This is a genomic window from Qipengyuania sp. B-5 (assembly GCF_056857815.1).
In genome coordinates, this window is sequence record NZ_JBSXNU010000014.1 from 1 (window position 1) to 17,569 (window position 17,569).

The following is a 17,569-nucleotide window of genomic DNA, read 5'->3' on the forward strand; positions in this document are numbered from 1 at the left end:
CTTTCTTGATAGCGCCAATGTCATCCCATTTCCCGGCCAGTGAAAGTGACCAGAATTCCCGTGAACCAATCCGACGTATGAATCGTCTGACCGGCTTGGTTTCGGGCGCCGGTAGTTTAGCTGCCATATCGTGGCGAGTTCGGGGCCGTTTCCGGACTGTCCGGTATGGGCGATGATATAAAGCAAAGCGGACGGCATCTGTCTCGCTGCGGGTGCTGTCGAGCGCTTGCCACGTCGACAGCGGATGCTGCGCCTATTGCCACAATCAATGAGCGGCGAATGAACTGATATCTTCTCTGGAAAGCCGTTCTCTCGTTTCTAAGATAGAACTTGCATTCGGCTCCGCAACAGCGGCACCGATCAGGATCAGAGCAGGTCCGTCGCCGAGAGCGGTCCTCGCCGCGATGGGCAGGAGGTCGAGGCGCGTTCGGAAATGCGAGCCTCGCGGCAGACTTGCATTCTCGACCAGCGCGACCGGCGTGTCTGTGGCCAGTCCGGCGGCGATCAGTCCTGCCGATACGTGCGGCGCTGCAGCCTTCCCCATGTAGACAGCGAGGGTGGCCTGCGGATCGGCAAGCGCTGCCCAGTCGAGTTCGGGCAATTCGCCCCGTTTCGTGTGCGCCGTGACGAAGGTCAGCCGCCGCGCCGTGCCCCGCAGCGTGAGCGACAGGCCGAGATCGGCTGCTGCGGCGCTGGCGGCAGTGATGCCGGGACAGATATGGACCGGAACGCCCGCCGCATGGCAAGCCTCCAATTCCTCGTTGGAACGTCCGAAGATCGATGGATCGCCGCCTTTAAGCCTCACCACGCGCTTGCCGACGAGAGCTGCTTCAACGATCAGCATATCGATCGTGCGCTGGTCTTTCGAGTGACGGCCCGAGCGTTTTCCGACCGATACGAGTTCGACAGAAGGCGGGACAAGCGCGAGGACTCCCGGGCCAACCAGCGCATCGTGAAAGACGATGTCGGCGGCGGCGATGAGACGCTCTGCCTTGCGCGTGAGAAGGTCCGGATCGCCGGGCCCTGCACCCACCAGCCAGACTGTCCCTCTTGCGAACGCCGCGCTCATGCCGCGCGCCCCACCTGAGGCACCACGGCTTCGCGCAGCAGATAGAGCCGCCCGGCATCCACCTTGAGCGGAATGGTCGGCGTGCAACCATCATCGTCGCCCAGGGCCTTGCCGCTCTTGAGCGAGATTTTCCAATTGTGAAGCGGGCACGACACGCTGTCGCCATGGACGATGCCCTGGCTGAGCGGTCCGTGCTTGTGCGGACACTTGTTTACCAGCGCATAGAATTCGCCGCCGATCGTGTGGAAGACGGCGATTTCCTCGCCTCCCTCCACCGGCAGGGTCGCCGCCATGCCGGGATCGATCTGCGCGGTCGGCCCGATGTCGAGCCAGTCGGATTGCGAAACGCTCATCATGCGGTCTCCAGCTCGAGCGGAACGATGGACAGGTGGCTGTGCAGCTTGGCGTTCTGGCCTTTGGCGCGCCGCTCCCACGGATCGACCTGCCAGTGCGATTGCGAGAAGCGGAACCGGGCGGCGAGAGTTGGCACGGCGTCGGGATCGTCGAAAAGCTGCTCCTTGATCCAGTCGAGCCCCTTGCGCTCCAGCCAGGGGGCGGTGCGTTCGAGATAGTGCCCGTCCTCGCGGTAGAGCTGGATGAAGGCGAGGCAGATTTCCATCGCCTCCTCCTCGCTCTCGACCTTGCTGAGGAGATCGGTGGCGCGAACCTTGATCCCGCCATTCCCGCCGACATGCAGTTCGTAGCCGCTATCGACGCAGACCACGCCGAAGTCCTTGATCGTCGCCTCGGCGCAGTTTCGCGGGCAGCCGCTGACGGCCATCTTGAACTTGTGCGGCATGTAACTGCCCCAGGTGGCCTGCTCCAGCTTCACGCCGAGCCCGGTCGAATCCTGCGTGCCGAAACGACACCATTCGCTGCCAACGCAGGTCTTCACCGTGCGCAGCGCCTTGCCGTAGGCGTGGCCGGACACCATCCCTGCAGCATTGAGATCGGCCCAGACGGCGGGCAGATCCTCTTTTTTAATCCCGAAGATGTCGAGCCGCTGGCCGCCGGTCACCTTCACCATGGGCGCATCGTATTTTTCGACCACGTCGGCGATGGCGCGCAATTCCTTCGGATTGGTGATGCCGCCGAAGAAGCGTGGGACCACCGAATAGGTGCCGTCCTTCTGGATATTGGCGTGCAGGCGCTCGTTGACGAAGCGGCTCTTCTCGTCGTCCTTGTATTCTCCCGGCCACGCGCACAGCAGGTAGTAATTGAGCGCCGGGCGGCAGGCCGAACAGCCATCGGGCGTGGTCCAGTGCAGCTCCTGCATCACCTGCGGGATCAGCTTCAACTCCTTTTCCAAAATCAGGCGGCGAACGTCGTCGTGGTTGAAGCTGGTGCATGCGCACAGGGTCTTCGGGCTGCTCTCGACCTCGCCGCCGAGTGTAAGGTCCAGCAGGCCTTCGACCAGGTTGGTGCAGCTGCCGCAGCTGGCCGAAGCCTTGCACTGGCTGCGGACCGCATCGAGGCTGTGCGCGCCGTCACTGACGATGCAGGAGACGACCTGCCCCTTGCTGACACCGTTGCAGCCGCAGATTTCCGCATCGTCGGACAGGGCGGCGACGGCGGCGTTCGGATCGGCGAGCGCCCCGCCGGATGCATAGGCCTGACCGAAGATCAGCGCCTCGCGGATATCCGAGACATCCTCCTCTCGCTTCAGCAGGTCGAAATACCAGTTTCCGTCCGCGGTATCGCCATAGAGAACGGCGCCGACGAGCCTGTCGTCCTTCACGACGAGGCGTTTGTAGATGCCGCGGCTCGCATCGCGCATGACGATGTCTTCGCAACCCTCGCCGCCGGCAAAGTCGCCAGCGGAGAACAAGTCGATGCCGCTGACCTTGAGCTTGGTCGAGGTGACCGAGCCGAGATAGCCGGTGGGCAGATCGGTCAGGTAGTCGGCTAGCGCACGGCACATTTCCCACAAGGGCGCGACGAGCCCGTAGCACAGGCCGCGATGCTGCACGCATTCCCCCACCGCCAGGATGTCGGGGTCGGAGGTGACCATGTGATCGTCCACCAGAATGCCGCGCTCGGTGTCGAGTCCCGCCCTTGCGGCCAGGCCGGTCGAGGGTCGGATGCCGGCTGCCATGACGACGATGTCCGCCTTGATCCGCGTGCCGTCTTCCAGTTCGACGCCCACCACCTTGCCATCGACGCCGTGGATGGCCTTCGTGTTCGCGCTGGTGAGGACGGTCTGGCCGCGGCTTTCCAGCTCCTGGCGCAACAGGAAGCCTGCCGCCTCGTCCAGCTGGCGCTCCATCAGCGTCGGCATCAGGTGGACGACCGTGACTTTCATGCCGCGCAGGGATAGCCCGTGCGCCGCCTCCAGCCCCAGCAATCCGCCGCCGATGACCACGGCATCGCCGCCCTTGTCGGCCGCGGCGACCATCGTGTCGACATCGTCCAGGTCACGGAAGGTCACCACACCATCGAGATCGGCACCCGGCACCGGGATGATGAACGGATCGGAACCGGTCGCGATAAGCAGGCGATCGTACGGTTCGACGCGACCCGACCGGCTGACCACGGTTTTGGCCTCGCGATCGACGTGATCGACCGGGTCGCCCGATATGAGCGTGATACCGTTGTCGTCATACCAGTCCTGACCGTTGATAACGATCTCGTCGAAGGCCTTCTCGCCCGCCAGCACGGGGGACAGCATAATGCGGTTATAATTCACGCGGGGTTCGGCGCCGAATATGGTGATGGCGAAGCGCCCCGCATCGCGCGCCAGCAACTCTTCCACCGCGCGGCAACCGGCCATGCCGTTGCCGATCACGACCAGTCTTTCCCTTGCGCCAACGGGCGGCTCGAATGTTGTCGGGGCGTTCATCTCGCCTGTCCTTCGCTTGCCAAGAACGCACGCAAAAAAGCCGCCGGTCCGGAAGGGGACTGGCGGCGCCGTTGCCACGCTTGTGTGAAAATCATCGGTAAGCCGGAGGCTGCATTGCCCTTCGTTGGACAAGCCATCGGCTACCGCACCTTGTATCAGATTTGGTCGTTCGGCGGCAAGCTCCTTTTGCACTGCAACATGAGGCCTGCCGCCGTCCGCCTGCGACCGTCAGAAACTTTTGTAGGGCAGGAACTTGCCGCTCATGACCACCTGGACACGGTCACCCTTTTCGTGCTCGACGCGCTCGACCGCCATGTCGAAATCGATGGCGCTCATGATGCCGTCGCCGAACTTCTCCTGCACCACCTCCTTGAACGCCTCGCCGAACACGCCGGTGATCTCGTACCAGCGGTAGATGCACGGGTCGGTCGGTACGGTCTTCTCGAACTGCTTGGTGGGATATTCGGCCAGCACGACTGCGGCCTCGTCCGGCAGACCAAGCAGGTCGACCACCTTGCGCGACGCCTCTTCGGCTAGGCTGTTCATCCCGAGGCAGGCCGAGGTCACAAAGATTTCGCTGCCCCCGGCAGCCGAGGCAATCTCGGACCAGCTTATCCTCTTTTCGCGCTTGGCGGCGCGGATCAGGGTGGTGAGGTCGGACTTGGTCATCATGATGGATCTCCTTTAAGTCAGATGGAACGAGAGCGAGGCGATCAGCGCGGCGGCCAGCGCCAGCGCCGTGGTGCGCCAGAAACTGGCCGAGCCGCGCGCGAGCAAGGGCGTCGGCGCGACCGAGGGCAGCGAAGGATTGGGATTGGCAAGATCCTGCACCAGCTCGGCAGGGGTCGCGTATCTGTGGCGCGGATCGACCGCGAGCGCCTTGGCCAGCGCGGCATCGAACCATGGGGGAATGTCGGGATTGCGCTCCGACGCCGAAACATAGGCGAGCTTTTTCTGCGCGGCGGGCGTCCGCGCGGCGGACACGCGCGGTCCATAGGGTAGGTCGCCGGTCGCCATCTGATAGGCGATGACGCCGAGCGAAAAGACATCGCTGGCCGGACTGGCGGGCTGGCCCAGAAAAACTTCGGGCGCGCTGTATTGCATGGTCCCGGCAAACGCCGCGTCCTCGAATGCGCGCGGAGCCAGCTCGTCGAGGCCTGCAACCTCCGCCGATCCGAAATCGATGATCGTCGCGTGGTCATCCGCGTCCACAATCACATTGTGCGGGCGCAAGTCGCGATGCAGCACCCCGCGCCGGTGCATCGCTTCCAGCCCCATGGACAGCTGGCGCACCACTTGCCGGACATGCTGAAGGTCGAACGGCGAATGCTCAGCGATATGCCGATGCAGGCTCGTGCCCTCCGCCAACGCCATTACGCAATAGGCATGGCTGCGCCGGCCTCTCGCCGGCCCAGCTGCCAAGAGGTTCGGGTGCGAAAGACGGCGCGCGGTCCATTCCTCGAGTAGCAAGGCGGCCACGGCTTCGGGCTCTCCGGCGCGTTCGCTCGAAAGCACCTTCAGCGCGAATTCCTTTCCCGTGCTGTCGTCACGTACGCGATACACGTGGCTGCGGCTGCCTGCATGCAGACGTTCGATCACGCGGTAACCATCGAAGCTCTGCCCTTCATGAAGCACAGGCGCCGGCGGCAGTTTGAGCTCGAGGCCGAGCAGGTCCTCCACTTCGCCCGCTGGCAGGCTTTCGACCCGCACGATCTGAACCGTCAGATTGTCCTCGCTGCCCGCAGCGAGGGCCAGACGTGCAATGTCGGCTGCCGCGTCATCCAGCGTGGCGGCATCACGCACGGCCCGGACCAGCGCCTGATCGGGCAAGCACTCGTGAATGCCGTCGGTCGTCAGAACAAAAACATCGCCGGGCGCGGCGTGGACCTGCGCGTAATCGACCGCCAGCGACTGGTTCGCGCCCATCGCGCGACCGAGATAGCTTTGCCCGCCGCCCAGTTCGACCCGGTGCGGGCTCGTCAGCACTTCCAGGCGATCCCCCACGATGCGTGCAATCTGGCTGTCGCCCACGTGGAAGATGTGCGCGACCCGGGATTTGAGGACCAGAGCGCTCAGCGTGCAGATCAGCCCAGCGCGTTCGCGATCCTCGCCTTCTTCGCGGGGGCGCACGGCAGCATTCTGCGCGTGCATCCAGCTATTCGCGGCAGTGATGACAGTCTCGCCCGACCGGCGCACGGACCACCCATCCGGCGTACAGAAATAGTCGGTGAGAAAGCTCTTGCAAGCGATCTCCGCCGCTTCGGCCCCGCGAATGCTGGTGCTGATGCCGTCGGCGATGCAGCAGGCAATGCCCTTCAGCTCCAACTCCGGCCCGTCCGGCTGAAGCGAGCCATGAAAATCCTGATTCTCCGCCTTTCGCCCGGCGTAAGAATATTGGCCCAGCGCGATGGCGAGGCGCGGCCTGTCGCCGTGCCCCGCCACGCTGGTTAGCTTAATCGCCTCAGGCAGCAATCTTCAGGTCCGCCTTGCGGCTCTTCGAGGTGCGGTAGTGCGTCGAATACAGCATCATGCCGGTGAAGGTGAGGCCACCGACAAGGTTGCCGAGAACGACCGGAATCTCGTTCCACACCAAGTAATCGCCGATGCTGAACGCGCCGCCCATCATCAGGCCCGATGGGAACAGGAACATGTTCACGATCGAGTGTTCGAAGACCATGTAGAAGAACAGCATGATCGGCATCCACATGGCGATGACCTTGCCGCTGACGGTGCTCGACATCGTCGCACCGACGACGCCGGTGGATACCATCCAGTTGCACAGCATGGCGCGCACGAAGACGGTGACGAAACCGGCCACGCCGTATTCGGCATAGCCCACCGTCCGGGCTTCACCCATCGTGGCAAAGACCAGCCCGACCGGGTTGGTTTCCTCTGCGGCAAAACCGTAGGTCCAGTACACGGCCATCATGACAGCCGTAGTCAGTGCACCGGCAAAATTGCCGATGAACACCAGGCCCCAGTTTCGGAAGACGCCGCTCCATTTACATCCTGGGCGTTTATCCCAGACGGCGAGAGGACACAGGACGAAGACACCTGTCAGCAGATCGTATCCGAGCAAGTATAGCAGGCAGAAGCCGACGGGAAACAGGATCGCGCCGGCCAGCGGCTGGCCCGTCTGCACGTTGATCGTCACGGCAAAGGCCGCGGCAAGAGCTAAAGTCGCGCCCGCCATGAAAGCGCGGATCAGCGTGTCCTTGGTGGACATCATGATCTTCGCTTCGCCCGCGTCGATCAGCTTTGGTACGAATTCGCTTGGTGCAAGATAGGACATGACAAGAACCCTCCTTCGTCAGAAATTGATTTCGGCCTGGAGCCAGAATTTTTCGGTATCGACCGCGAACGCATCGGCTCGGTAGTTCGCGTATTTCGCCAGCAACGAGACCGGCCCGGCTTTGAAACCGAGCGAGGCATCCCATTCGGAACCGAGGTCGAGGTTGCCGAAGTCGCTGTCGAACTGGTGGTAGGTGACATTTGCATTGAGGCCGGGCAGCAGGCGGATTCCGCCAAAGCTGCGCCCAACGGTCACGTAGTAATCGCGCACGCCGAAAGCGGGTGTCGTCAGGAACACATCGGCCCAGCCATTGAAGGCATGGAGCGTCGCCATCGGCGTCTGGAACGCGGCGATGCCATCGTCGCTGCCCAGCTCTTCGTAGCCGGCGGTGAGGCCGAAGCCGGCGACGGTCGCGCCGAGCTTCGCGCTGAAATACGGCGCGGAATAACTGACCGGGTTGGCGCCATAGTCAGACTGCGTCGCGACGCTGGCTTCCGCGTTCAGGGCAAAAACTCCCGGTAGATCGATTGTCGCTGCCGCGCGAAGGCCGTAGGTCTGGCTGGAAAATGCCAGGCGATCGTCGTAATCGATCAGATAAGCGAAGGCCTTGGCGTCCACACCCGCGATCTCTGCGCCGCCATTCAGGAAAACAAAGTCGCCGTCGAAATGCTCGTTCGGACTGTCGACGCCGAAAATCGTGCGCTGGCTGATCGCATAAGTTGCATCGAGCGCTATGGGGCCGAGGCTCGCCTGTCCTCGAATAGCGTCGAAAGTCTGCTCGTTCTGGCGCCACCCAACATTTCCGACGAAGCGCGCATTGTCGAGGATGATGCGCTGCCGCCCGAGTGTCGCGCCAGTGCCATCCTGCATGACCGAAAGCTGCAGCCGATTGAGCTCGAGATTCTCCGGGTCCGCCACCACCGGAAACGGCTCGACGCCGTTGAACGGCAGGGTGTCGTTGTAGTCGTCGGCCAGCGCGAGCGTGCCTTCTCCCTCGGCGAGCAAAGACACGATCCCCGCCTTGATCTCCACGCCGGCGCGCAAACGGGCAGTCAACGCCTCCGCATCGTCCAGACCATTGTCCTGATCGACCGTTTCGTAGCGCAGCCGCGCGGCCACTATGGGATCCAGAGTTACCCCGTCCGCGATCTCGACCGGGCCGAGGGGACTTTCTTGCGCCAGCGCCGGACTGGCCGCCGCGATGGCCGCCACGCTTCCCAGATTTACCAAACTTCGCTTCATCGAACTGCCTCCCGAAAGCTCGCCCTTCAGACAGTCCCTCCCGTGGTCTCCGCCGGGCCCTTTGCGTCCCGGATGCACGCGCAAAAAACCGCCACGAGACGATCCGAACCGGATCGGTCGAGGCGGCGCCGTTGCCACGCATTTTCGAAGGTTTGCTGCGAAAGCGGAAGTGCATCCCTCTTTGGACGCGCCTTCGAAGCAGGAAGGTTGTTACGGAATTCGATGTTGCAGCGCAATAGGGTTGCGCACAATCAGCCTGTTAAGCTCAGAAGCGAAAGGCGGAGAGGTAGTCGCGTGGTCGGTCGGGATCGAAGGTGTGCCCATCGAAAAAGCGGTTGTCGCTTAGAACCATTTCGCCCTGCTCGGTGGTCACGGGAATCATGCGGTCGAGACTGCCCTCGACCTTGGAATTGGCGCCGGGAAGAACATCACCGGTCTCTCGCAGCGCAGAGCGGTATATGTCCGGCCTGAAGACAGCACATGCCGCCTGATAATCCGCATCGGCAAACTGCGTTTGGCCCCAGCGTACCATCTGTGTGTAGAGCCAGCCTGCATGGCTGATCCAAGGGAAGTTGGCGGCTTCTGCGTGCTGGAACATGAAGTCGGAGAAGTGGACCGGCGGCTTCCCGTTCGACAGCACCAGTTTCTCGCTGATCGACCTTAGCAATATGGCCTTGTCGACGCCGATATACTCGTCTCGGGCGAGGATGGCCGCGTTTTCACGAAAGGCCTCGGGATCGACAAAGTGCGCCGCGGCCTTGCGCATCGCCCGGATCAGCGCCTCGAACACGTCGCGCTTCGACTCCAGATGCGGCCGGCGGACGGCGAGAACCTTTTCCGTCCCCCGTCGCCAGATCTGGCTGGTGGCCAGAATGATGGTGCCGTGCCCCGCGTCCACAGCCATGCTGTCCCATGGATCGGCGACGCAGTATCCGTCGATCTCCCCTGCCGCGAGCGCATCCGACATGAAGGGCGGCGGCACGACAGTCATCTCGACATCCGCGTCGGGCCGGATGCCGCACCCCGCGAGCCAGTAGCGCTGCATGTAATTGTGGCATGAATACCGATGCGTCTTGGCGAACCGCAGCGGGCGGCCCTGCGCCTTGCGGGCCAGTGCGATCGGCTTGAGCCGCGCGCCAATTTCGGCAGGATCGCCTAGGGAACCGGGCGTGGTAATTTGAGCTGCCAGTTCGTTCGATACTGTAATGGCATTTCCGTTCAGCCCAAGCGCGAACGGGGCACTCAGGGGCTGGGCCGGGCGACCGAGGCCCAGGGTCGTGGCTATGGCCAGGGGGGCGAGCAGGTGCGAGGCATCGACGTGGCCATACAGGAGGTGGTCGAGCACGGTTGCCCAGCTCTTGTCGCGCTGGAAAGACAGCTCCAGCCCTTCCTCGCGAGCGAAGCCGTGTTCCTGCGCGAGGATCGGCAGGCAGGCGTCCATCAGAGGCAGGAAACCGATTGTCAGATGCTCGCTCACTTGCCCTCCATCAGATCATGCGCCGTTACGACCGCCTCTGCTATCGCCGCGATGCGCTTGCCGGATTCCATCGCCTTGCGTCGCAATTCGCCATAAGCCTCGGGCTCGCCGATGCCGCGGCTCTGCATTAGCAGGCGTTTGGCGCGGTCGATCGTCTCCCGCTCCGCCAGCTTGCCCTTCGCCTCGTTCAATTCGTCCTGAAGTCGGGAATAGGCGTAGAAACGCCGTACCGCGAGATCGACGATGGCGCGGATCCGGTGCGGTGCGAAGCCATCGACCACATAAGCGGACACGCCCGCATCGACCGACTGCGCTATGGCCTCGTCGTCGCTCTCGTCGACAAACATCGCAATCGGCCGGGATAGCGCGCGGCTGACCGCGAAATATTCCTCCAGCACGTCGCGCGAGGGGTTGGCAAGATCGATTAGAACCACATCCGGATCGACGTCCTGCAATCGCGCCATCAAGCCGGCTCGTTCGGTTATGACGAATAATTGCGTATCGCCGTGATCGCGAAGACCGTCTTCGATGACGGAAGCGCGGGCTGCGCTCTCATCCACGATCGCGATGCGCATCAAGCGATTGTGCCCTGCAACATGGAATTTTGCAACCGCGAACATGATGTGGCATCGTTTGAGATTCTAACAACATGCGACTGGTCGTTATCTGGGTCGCGAAGATGAGCGGCGCACCAAGTCGGGCGATGCTGCATCGCTGCGTATCGGTGTAAGTACTCCATTGTCGGTCCCGTGGGCCGAGATTGAGCAACGAGATAGAGAATCAGATTTCGCCACCTAAACCGTAGCCGCCATACATTCGTCGTTGAACGAACGGCAGCTTCCGCGCCACACGCGACACGGCCCAAATGACCGAAATGAGGGCGCATAGCTGCCATCCGTATTCGCACCTTCAGCCGGCCACGAAATTCGCCCAGTCCGCCATCATTGGCTTGCGCTTGTCGAGATAGTCCGTGCGTCGATAGGCCGCTTCGACTTTGTTTGTGATCGTATGGGCCAGTGCTGCCTCTGCGACCTCGCCTGGATAGTTCGTCTTTTCCGCAACCCAATCGCGAAACGATGAGCGAAAGCCGTGGACGGTATAATCGTGGCCTTTGTCGCGCAGAATTTTCAGCAAGGTCATATCGGAAAGGTGCCGACGCGGGTTCTGGCCCGGAAAGATTAGATCGCTGACAGGGGAGCGAAATGCTTTCGCTCGCTTAAGAACGTCCAAGGCCGCTTCCGAAAGCGGGACAACGTGGGCAGTCCCTGCTTTCATGCGTTCGGCGGGGATCGTCCAGAGCTTCTTCTTGAGGTCGATTTCGTTCCAACAGGCACCGCGGACTTCGCCGGAGCGAGAGGCGTTCAAGATCACAAACTCCAAGGCAAGACGACCGACCGAGGAGCGCCCGCGCAGCCATGTGAAGAACGCGGGGAGTTCCTGATAAGGCATTGCTGACAGGTGGCCTTGCTTCTTGGGCTGGCGCGGCAAGCCACGGAGTACCGACCGCATCGGGGCTTCAGTCTCGCGAAAACCCTTGGCGCAGGCCCAATCCAGTACCGATCCGATTCGTTGCCGTACCCGCCGCGCGGTTTCTGGCTTCGTCAGCCAGATCGGAGAAAGCGCATCGCGGATTGCAGGGCCCTCAATGTCCGAAACGAGTTTGTCGCCCAAAGTCGGGAAGGCATAGGTTTCAAGCGTCTTGATCCATTGGGCTTGGTGCTTGCCGTTCTTCCAAGCGGCCTTGTGTTCTTCATGCACGAGCTTGGCAGCGTCGCTGAAAGTGGGGATGACCAACGCTTCCTTTTCCCGCTCTGCGAGAACGTCGACGCCCGCTTTCACCTCCTTGCGGAGAGCCCGCGCGGCCTCGCGAGCATCGGCCAGCGGCAGCTCGGAAAGTGGACCTAAACCGAAGTCTCGGCGCTTTCCATCGGCCTGAATGCGGACAATCCAGCTACCTTTACCCTTTGCGGCGAGTTTGAGGATCAAACCCTCTCCATCTGAATAGCGACCTGGTTCTGTGAGATTCTTTACTCCCATCGCCGTCAGTTTGCCCATTGCTCGTTCCTCTCAGACCCACATCCAGACCCACACTCGACGCCGGATGCATAAGAACATATAGGGAACTATGCGGACGGCGAAAAGCGAAAAAACGCCGCATTTCTGCGGGTTTGAGGACTATAAGGGATTGTCTGGGAAAAGCGAGGTGGCGGAGACGGAGGGATTCGAACCCTCGATACCCGTTACCAGGTATGGCTCCTTAGCAGGGAGCTGGTTTCAGCCACTCACCCACGTCTCCGCAAGACGCGCATCGGCTGCGAGGGGCGCGCTATAGCCAGCACTCCCCCGCCCATCAAGGAAGAAATCGGCGGGTCTTCAATTCCTTCCAATGGGCGCGGTGCGGACTCGTTTCGGCGCATTTCGGATTCGGTTCATCGCCCTTTCATTGCGAGGCTGCTCGAATGGGATTCTGTTTGCGGTGCAGCGCTTTGCTCGCCTGCCGCGAAGCCGGGAAAAGGGATCGAGATGAACACCGTCACCAAATTCGCCGCCAGCCTCTTGGCTGCCTTCTCCTTCGCCGCAACGCCGCTTGCGGCGCAGGTCGAAAGCGTCGACCCCGATGCCGCTTGGGATGCGCCGATCGACGGCGACCTCGAAGCGCCGGAGGGTGAACTGCCTCCGGCCGACGAGCAGAATCCCGGAACCGGCGAGCCCGGGTTCGGTTGGCAAGAGCCTGCCACTCCGGCCGAACAGCCGCAATGGAACGAACAGCAGGCAGAGACGGCGGCCAGCGATGCGGTGGAGACCGCACAGGTCGACGATCCAGCCACGACCTACCGCGAGGACGATCTCATCGGCGCGGCAGAGGGCGTGTTCGGCAAGGGCGCCAAGGGTGTGGCCGACATGATCCGCAAGCTGCTCGCCGATCAGGGCGAGCCCAATGGCTACATCGTGGGCCGCGAAGCCGGCGGTGCCTTCATCGTGGGCGCCCGCTATGGTTCTGGCACGCTGTTTCACAAGATCGAGGGCGAGATGCCGGTTTACTGGACCGGCCCCTCGGTCGGTTTCGATGCGGGCGCCAACGCAGGCAGCACCTTCGTGCTGGTGTACAACCTCTACGACACCGAAGAGCTGTACGAACGCTTCCCCGCGGCGGAAGGCACGGCCTATGCGGTGGGCGGGCTCAATGCCAGCTACGTGCGCAAGGGCGACATTGTGCTGATCCCTATCCGCGTCGGCGCAGGGCTGCGGCTGGGCGTGAATGCGGGCTACATGAAGTTCACCAAGGAGCATAAGTGGCTCCCCTTCTGACGGCATAGGGGAAAACAAGCCGCGTTTGAGGGGCCGCAACCGCGATTGAGGTTGCGGCCTCAAACATATCTGCGCAAAGAACGCGGCATGCTGGACAAACTCGACGCACAGGCTCCCGACGCCCTTCTCGCCCTGATCAAGATGCATGCGGCCGATCCGCGCGAGGACAAGATCGACCTTGGCGTGGGGGTCTATCGCACCAATGAGGGCGCGACTCCGGTTTTCCGCGCGATCAAGCAGGCCGAGAAGAAGCTGCTCGAGGTCCAGGATTCCAAGAGCTACCTCGGGCCGGAAGGCGACAGTGGGTTCGTCAAGGCGCTGATGCCCTATATCTTCGGCAAGGAGTCTCCGCTGACCGGTCGGATCGAGGGAATGCAGACCCCCGGCGGCACAGGTGCGGTCCGGCTGGCCGTCTCGCTTGCCGCAAAGGCGGGCGTGAAGCGGGTTTATCTCGGCATTCCAAGCTGGCCCAACCACGCGCAGATCCTCGAAGATGTTGGCGTCGAGATCGTCCCCTTCGATCACGCAAATGCCGACGGGACGGCCAATCTCGACGCAGTGCTTGGCGCGATCCGCGGGGCGGGCGGGGCCGATGCGGTGCTCCTGCACGGCTGCTGCCACAACCCGACGGGTATCGACTACACGGCAGAACAGTGGGACGCGATCGCGCAGGCATTCGCCGAATGCGATGTGCTGCCGATCCTCGACATCGCCTATCAGGGGCTGGGGCAGGGCATGGAAGAGGACGTCGCGGGCGTCCGCACCGTGCTGGCCAAGGTGCCCGAAGCGCTGGTGGCCTATAGCTGCGACAAGAATTTCGGCCTCTACCGCGACCGTGTGGGCGCCTTCTACATGATGGCCCGCGAAGAGGGGCAACTCCCCGCCATCGCCTCCAATGCCAATGCGCTGGCCCGTGCCAACTGGTCAATGCCGCCCGATCACGGCGGAGCGGCGGTGCGCCTGCTGCTCGAAGACGCGGGCATGACGGCCACCTGGCTCGAAGAGCTGGACGAGATGCGCGCGCGCATGCGGCGGGTGCGGGACCGGCTGGCCGCCGCGGATAATGAGGTGCCCGGCGTGGGCCTTGCCGCTCTGGCCGGTCAGAACGGCCTCTTCGCCATGCTGCCGCTCGGCAAGGAGCAGATCGCCAGGCTGCGCGAGGATCACGGCATCTACATGGCCGGTTCCGGGCGCATCAACGTGGCGGGCCTCCATGCGGGCAATACCGAGAAGTTCATTGCCGCGCTGGGCGATGTCGTCAGGGACTGACCCGAGGTGACGCTCGACCGGCAACCGAGGCTGGAGACCGAGCGGCTGGTCCTGCGCCCTCTGGCAGAGGATGACCGCGAGGCGCTCTATGAAATCGCCTCGGATCCCGCCGTATGGGAACAGCACCCAATCCACGACCGCTGGCGGCGCGAGGTGTTCGATGCCTTCTTCGACGAAGGGCTGAAGTCCGGGGGCGCGCTGGCGGTAATCCGCAAGAGCGACAGGCGGATCATCGGCCACAGCCGCTATGACGGCTACGACGCGCAAGAAGGGGGTATGGTGGAGATCGGCTGGACCTTCCTCGCCCCGCAATTCTGGGGAAAGGGCATGAATGCCGAAATGAAGCGCGCCATGCTGGCCCATGCGCTGGAAAGCGTCGCCACGGTCGAATTCCGCGTCGGCGATACCAACTACCGCTCGCGCAATGCGCTGGAGGCCATCGGCGCGATGCGCACGGAGAAGTACGAGCTGGAGCGCTATCAGGGCAAACGTGTGGTCCACCTGATCTACGAGATTGGCCGCGAGGGCTTTGCGCAAGGGCCGTTAGGGCAAGGGAAGTAGTGTTACGCCCAAGCATGTTTTCAAACCCGTGACTTTCCGCCCGCACCTGCCTCCACGTCGCAGCGGGTTGCAAGGCGGTCGGTGCGCGCGACCAGCCGGAGAAGCGCGGAATCGTCGGCTTTGCGGAGCACTCCGGCATATTTTCCGCGCCGCAGGATAACGCTCCAGATCCCCGTTTCGCAGCGCCAGAGCAGTTCGGCATTTGTGACCTTTGAAAGGGGTGCCGCTTCGCCGGCTGCGATCGGCCCCGACCGCGCCATGCCCAGCGCCCGTCCGCGCAGCCCGAGCTTCTCCAGTTGCGCCACCATCAGCCCTGCGCCTTCGAACTTCGGCCGGAATGCCATGACCGGCCGCCCCATCGCCGCATCCCACGCCGTGCAGAAGCTGGCCGACCATTTGCGGCGACGCAGGCGATAGGCCGTCTCGCGCGTAATACCCACCCGCCGCGCAGCCTCCGTCACAGAGCGCGTTTCCGCCAGCTCGCCGATGAATTCGGCCTGCTTCACGGGCGTCCACCCATCGCCGCGCCTGCGGCCGGGCGTGATATGAAAGGAAGGAATGCGGCGAGGTGCCGCGCGGGTAGGGGTGTCGTGTGTCTGGTCCATTGGAAAGGGTGGAGCAGACGCCGCGCGTGTAGGAAAACTGTTTGTCTGCTGCGGGATGGGGAGCGGTCGTCTGGCTCCAACTCTTTTCCAGCTTTGGCTTCGCTCGGAACTCCCGATTTTAATGCACTTGGATGTGCATTCAAAAGGCTTTCCCGATTTGAGCTAAAACAGCTTGTACGCTGTGAGTCGGCTCGCACCTCGCTGGCCGGTGGTCAGCAGATAGTTGTCTGGCGTGATCGTCAGTCTTCCACCGGTAGGAGCTTCCCAAACCACGCGGGGGTCTTGGTTCTTGCGTTCTATTGCCCAAGTCTGAGAGACCGAAGATACAAAAATCAGGTTCTCGGTTGCAATCACATTCCCGACCAACACATCACTTCCGGGAATGGGCGTCGACCATAAAACCTTGCCATTCTCCGAATTAATAGCGGACAATACGTGAGCGTCTTGGCGAACCGCATAAATTATACCGTCAGCCAGCGCGAAGGCTGTCGTATATTCGGCTGCGCTACGCCATTTGATCGACCCTGTTTCGAGTGACATGGCAACGATCTTATTGCTTCCGTCGAACCGTTTGTCGCCGGAGAAAAGGAATACATTCCCTTTCCCATCGAGCACCGGCCCGGTCGCGTAGTCGTACGTGTTTGTAACGTGCTCGGGATCGGCGATACTTTTCACGATCTTTCCAGTGGCACGATCAACCTGATCGAGAGCGGCACCAGAATAGTAATAGGCGTAGGTGTCATCCAGCGCCATGCTTTGACCGCCCCAGACCGCGCCGCCGGTGCGTTCCGTGACCCACTTTTGAGTTCCGGCGTCAGCATTGTAACCATAGATCACACTGCCAGTATACCCAGCGGCCACATAAACTTCGTTGCCATCCGCGACTGGCTGGTTGAAGTCAGTCCATTGGGCTGCAAACGTCATTTGATTTTTGAACGTTCCAGAGCCCAGATTGAAAACCCACTGCGGGTTCGACGAACTCGACGAACGCATAGAGGTCACGTGCACTAGCTCATTAGAGATCGACGGACCGCTGGCGTGGAACTGGTCGCCCATATCGTAAGACCAAATTTCGCTGCCCGAAGATGTCTCGAAGGCCTTAAGACGCGCGGTCCCGGAGTAAGCAATGACACCATCACGGGCGGCAACGATCAGCACCTTCCCTCTCGACGCAGCGGGAGGACGGATCCTTCCCGCAGTAAAGGAATCAGTCCATTCCCACGCCTTTTCGATATTGGCAGGATCAAATCGTACGGGCACGTATCCAGTATGCGCAATATCTCTTTGGAACGTCGCCCAATCCTTCACCATAACATCGAGATTGACAGTGAATCGCTTGGTAGAGCCTGGATAAACGGTGTCGCATGCGGCTGTTTTGCAAAGGCGAAAAACGATCTCGCTGCTGGATAGCCCACCTGCTGGAAATGGGACCGTTTCGAAGTTAACTGAGAAGGTCTTCCCTGAGGCCGCTGGCGTGCCTTTCAGTACATATCTTTGATCGCCCACGGCCACATCTGCAATAACGCTATCCGAGGAGGATCCTGTATAGGTCGCATCAAATCCGAACTCAGCTTCTCCCCCTTCCGGAATGGATATGTCAGCTGAAGTCTCGGAAAGCGTCACTGATAGCGTCGGAATAGGAGGTGGTCCTGCAACTGGTGGGCTTGAACCATCGCCACCTCCACAGGATGTAAGGAATACGGCACCCGAAATGGATGCCATCCAAAATGCGACCCTCATATTTAACCCCTGTCAAATTAGCCCGCTAGGTTTCGTGGACAAAGGGTATCCAGAGTTTGACTGAGGCGAGCGCGACGAAGCCAAGGTAGGATTCCTTGGTTTTGTCGTATCGGGTCGCAACGCGCCGCCAGTTCTTGAGTTTGTTGAACAGGCGCTCGATCAGGTT

At 61.9% G+C, this 17,569-nt stretch carries 15 protein-coding genes, 1 tRNA gene and 1 pseudogene; 3 read left to right on the forward strand and 14 right to left on the reverse strand.

Going from position 1 to position 17,569, the window contains the following annotated elements; translation table 11 throughout:
- Positions 1-265: 265 nt before the first annotated feature.
- From cobA to AC13CE_RS00605, 11 genes are all read right to left on the reverse strand, one after another.
- Positions 266-1,069, reverse strand: a complete 804-nt coding sequence (cobA, locus tag AC13CE_RS00555) for a uroporphyrinogen-III C-methyltransferase (RefSeq protein WP_063505759.1) — start codon at positions 1,067-1,069, stop codon at positions 266-268.
- On the reverse strand, positions 1,066-1,422 hold the full coding sequence (gene nirD, locus AC13CE_RS00560; protein ID WP_063505760.1) for a nitrite reductase small subunit NirD: 357 nt from the start codon (positions 1,420-1,422) through the stop codon (positions 1,066-1,068). Before nirD ends, cobA begins: the two co-directional genes overlap by 4 nt.
- A complete protein-coding gene (nirB, locus tag AC13CE_RS00565) occupies positions 1,422-3,908 on the reverse strand; it encodes a nitrite reductase large subunit NirB (RefSeq protein ID WP_063505761.1) in 2,487 nt (828 codons plus the stop codon). Before nirB ends, nirD begins: the two co-directional genes overlap by 1 nt.
- Positions 3,909-4,136: 228 nt before the next feature.
- Positions 4,137-4,580 (reverse strand): cyanase, encoded by a 444-nt coding sequence (gene cynS, locus AC13CE_RS00570; protein ID WP_063505762.1) that lies wholly within the window; start codon positions 4,578-4,580, stop codon positions 4,137-4,139.
- 12 nt (positions 4,581-4,592) lie between these two features.
- Positions 4,593-6,380, reverse strand: coding sequence for a bifunctional protein-serine/threonine kinase/phosphatase (locus AC13CE_RS00575; protein WP_263615422.1), 1,788 nt, complete (start codon positions 6,378-6,380; stop codon positions 4,593-4,595).
- Positions 6,370-7,200 carry a formate/nitrite transporter family protein gene (locus tag AC13CE_RS00580; RefSeq protein WP_063505764.1) on the reverse strand — a complete coding sequence of 277 codons (831 nt, stop codon included), beginning with the start codon at positions 7,198-7,200 and terminating at the stop codon, positions 6,370-6,372. Before AC13CE_RS00580 ends, AC13CE_RS00575 begins: the two co-directional genes overlap by 11 nt.
- Positions 7,201-7,218: 18 nt before the next feature.
- Entirely contained in the window at positions 7,219-8,442 is a 1,224-nt protein-coding gene (locus AC13CE_RS00585) for an alginate export family protein (RefSeq protein ID WP_063505765.1), read from the reverse strand.
- Positions 8,443-8,707: 265 nt separating this feature from the next.
- Positions 8,708-9,919 (reverse strand): CmpA/NrtA family ABC transporter substrate-binding protein, encoded by a 1,212-nt coding sequence (locus tag AC13CE_RS00590; RefSeq protein ID WP_224801835.1) that lies wholly within the window; start codon positions 9,917-9,919, stop codon positions 8,708-8,710.
- The gene (locus AC13CE_RS00595; RefSeq protein WP_224801836.1) at positions 9,916-10,494 is read right to left on the reverse strand and encodes an ANTAR domain-containing response regulator; all 579 of its coding nucleotides are present in this window, start codon (positions 10,492-10,494) and stop codon (positions 9,916-9,918) included. Before AC13CE_RS00595 ends, AC13CE_RS00590 begins: the two co-directional genes overlap by 4 nt.
- Before the next feature lie 334 nt (positions 10,495-10,828).
- Positions 10,829-11,974 (reverse strand): tyrosine-type recombinase/integrase, encoded by a 1,146-nt coding sequence (locus tag AC13CE_RS00600; protein WP_278321998.1) that lies wholly within the window; start codon positions 11,972-11,974, stop codon positions 10,829-10,831.
- Positions 11,975-12,123: 149 nt separating this feature from the next.
- Positions 12,124-12,215: transfer RNA gene (locus AC13CE_RS00605), tRNA-Ser, on the reverse strand.
- Between the two features lie 227 nt (positions 12,216-12,442).
- Here AC13CE_RS00605 and AC13CE_RS00610 point away from each other — a divergent pair.
- The 3 genes from AC13CE_RS00610 (at position 12,443) to AC13CE_RS00620 (ending at position 15,058) form a co-directional block, all read left to right on the forward strand.
- The gene (locus tag AC13CE_RS00610) at positions 12,443-13,228 is read left to right on the forward strand and encodes a DUF1134 domain-containing protein (RefSeq protein WP_482971128.1); all 786 of its coding nucleotides are present in this window, start codon (positions 12,443-12,445) and stop codon (positions 13,226-13,228) included.
- Positions 13,229-13,315: 87 nt separating this feature from the next.
- Positions 13,316-14,497, forward strand: coding sequence for an amino acid aminotransferase (locus AC13CE_RS00615; protein WP_482971129.1), 1,182 nt, complete (start codon positions 13,316-13,318; stop codon positions 14,495-14,497).
- A 6-nt stretch (positions 14,498-14,503) separates the two neighbouring features.
- Positions 14,504-15,058 carry a GNAT family N-acetyltransferase gene (locus AC13CE_RS00620; RefSeq protein WP_482971130.1) on the forward strand — a complete coding sequence of 185 codons (555 nt, stop codon included), beginning with the start codon at positions 14,504-14,506 and terminating at the stop codon, positions 15,056-15,058.
- Positions 15,059-15,078: 20 nt separating this feature from the next.
- On the opposite strand, the gene AC13CE_RS00625 is transcribed toward AC13CE_RS00620, so the two are convergent.
- The 3 genes and pseudogenes from AC13CE_RS00625 to AC13CE_RS00635 all read right to left on the reverse strand — a co-directional run.
- Positions 15,079-15,663, reverse strand: coding sequence for a hypothetical protein (locus AC13CE_RS00625; protein ID WP_482971131.1), 585 nt, complete (start codon positions 15,661-15,663; stop codon positions 15,079-15,081).
- 162 nt (positions 15,664-15,825) lie between these two features.
- Positions 15,826-17,286 carry an outer membrane protein assembly factor BamB family protein gene (locus AC13CE_RS00630; RefSeq protein WP_482971132.1) on the reverse strand — a complete coding sequence of 487 codons (1,461 nt, stop codon included), beginning with the start codon at positions 17,284-17,286 and terminating at the stop codon, positions 15,826-15,828.
- Positions 17,287-17,428: 142 nt separating this feature from the next.
- Positions 17,429-17,569, reverse strand: a pseudogene (locus tag AC13CE_RS00635) (IS5 family transposase); the annotation flags it as partial.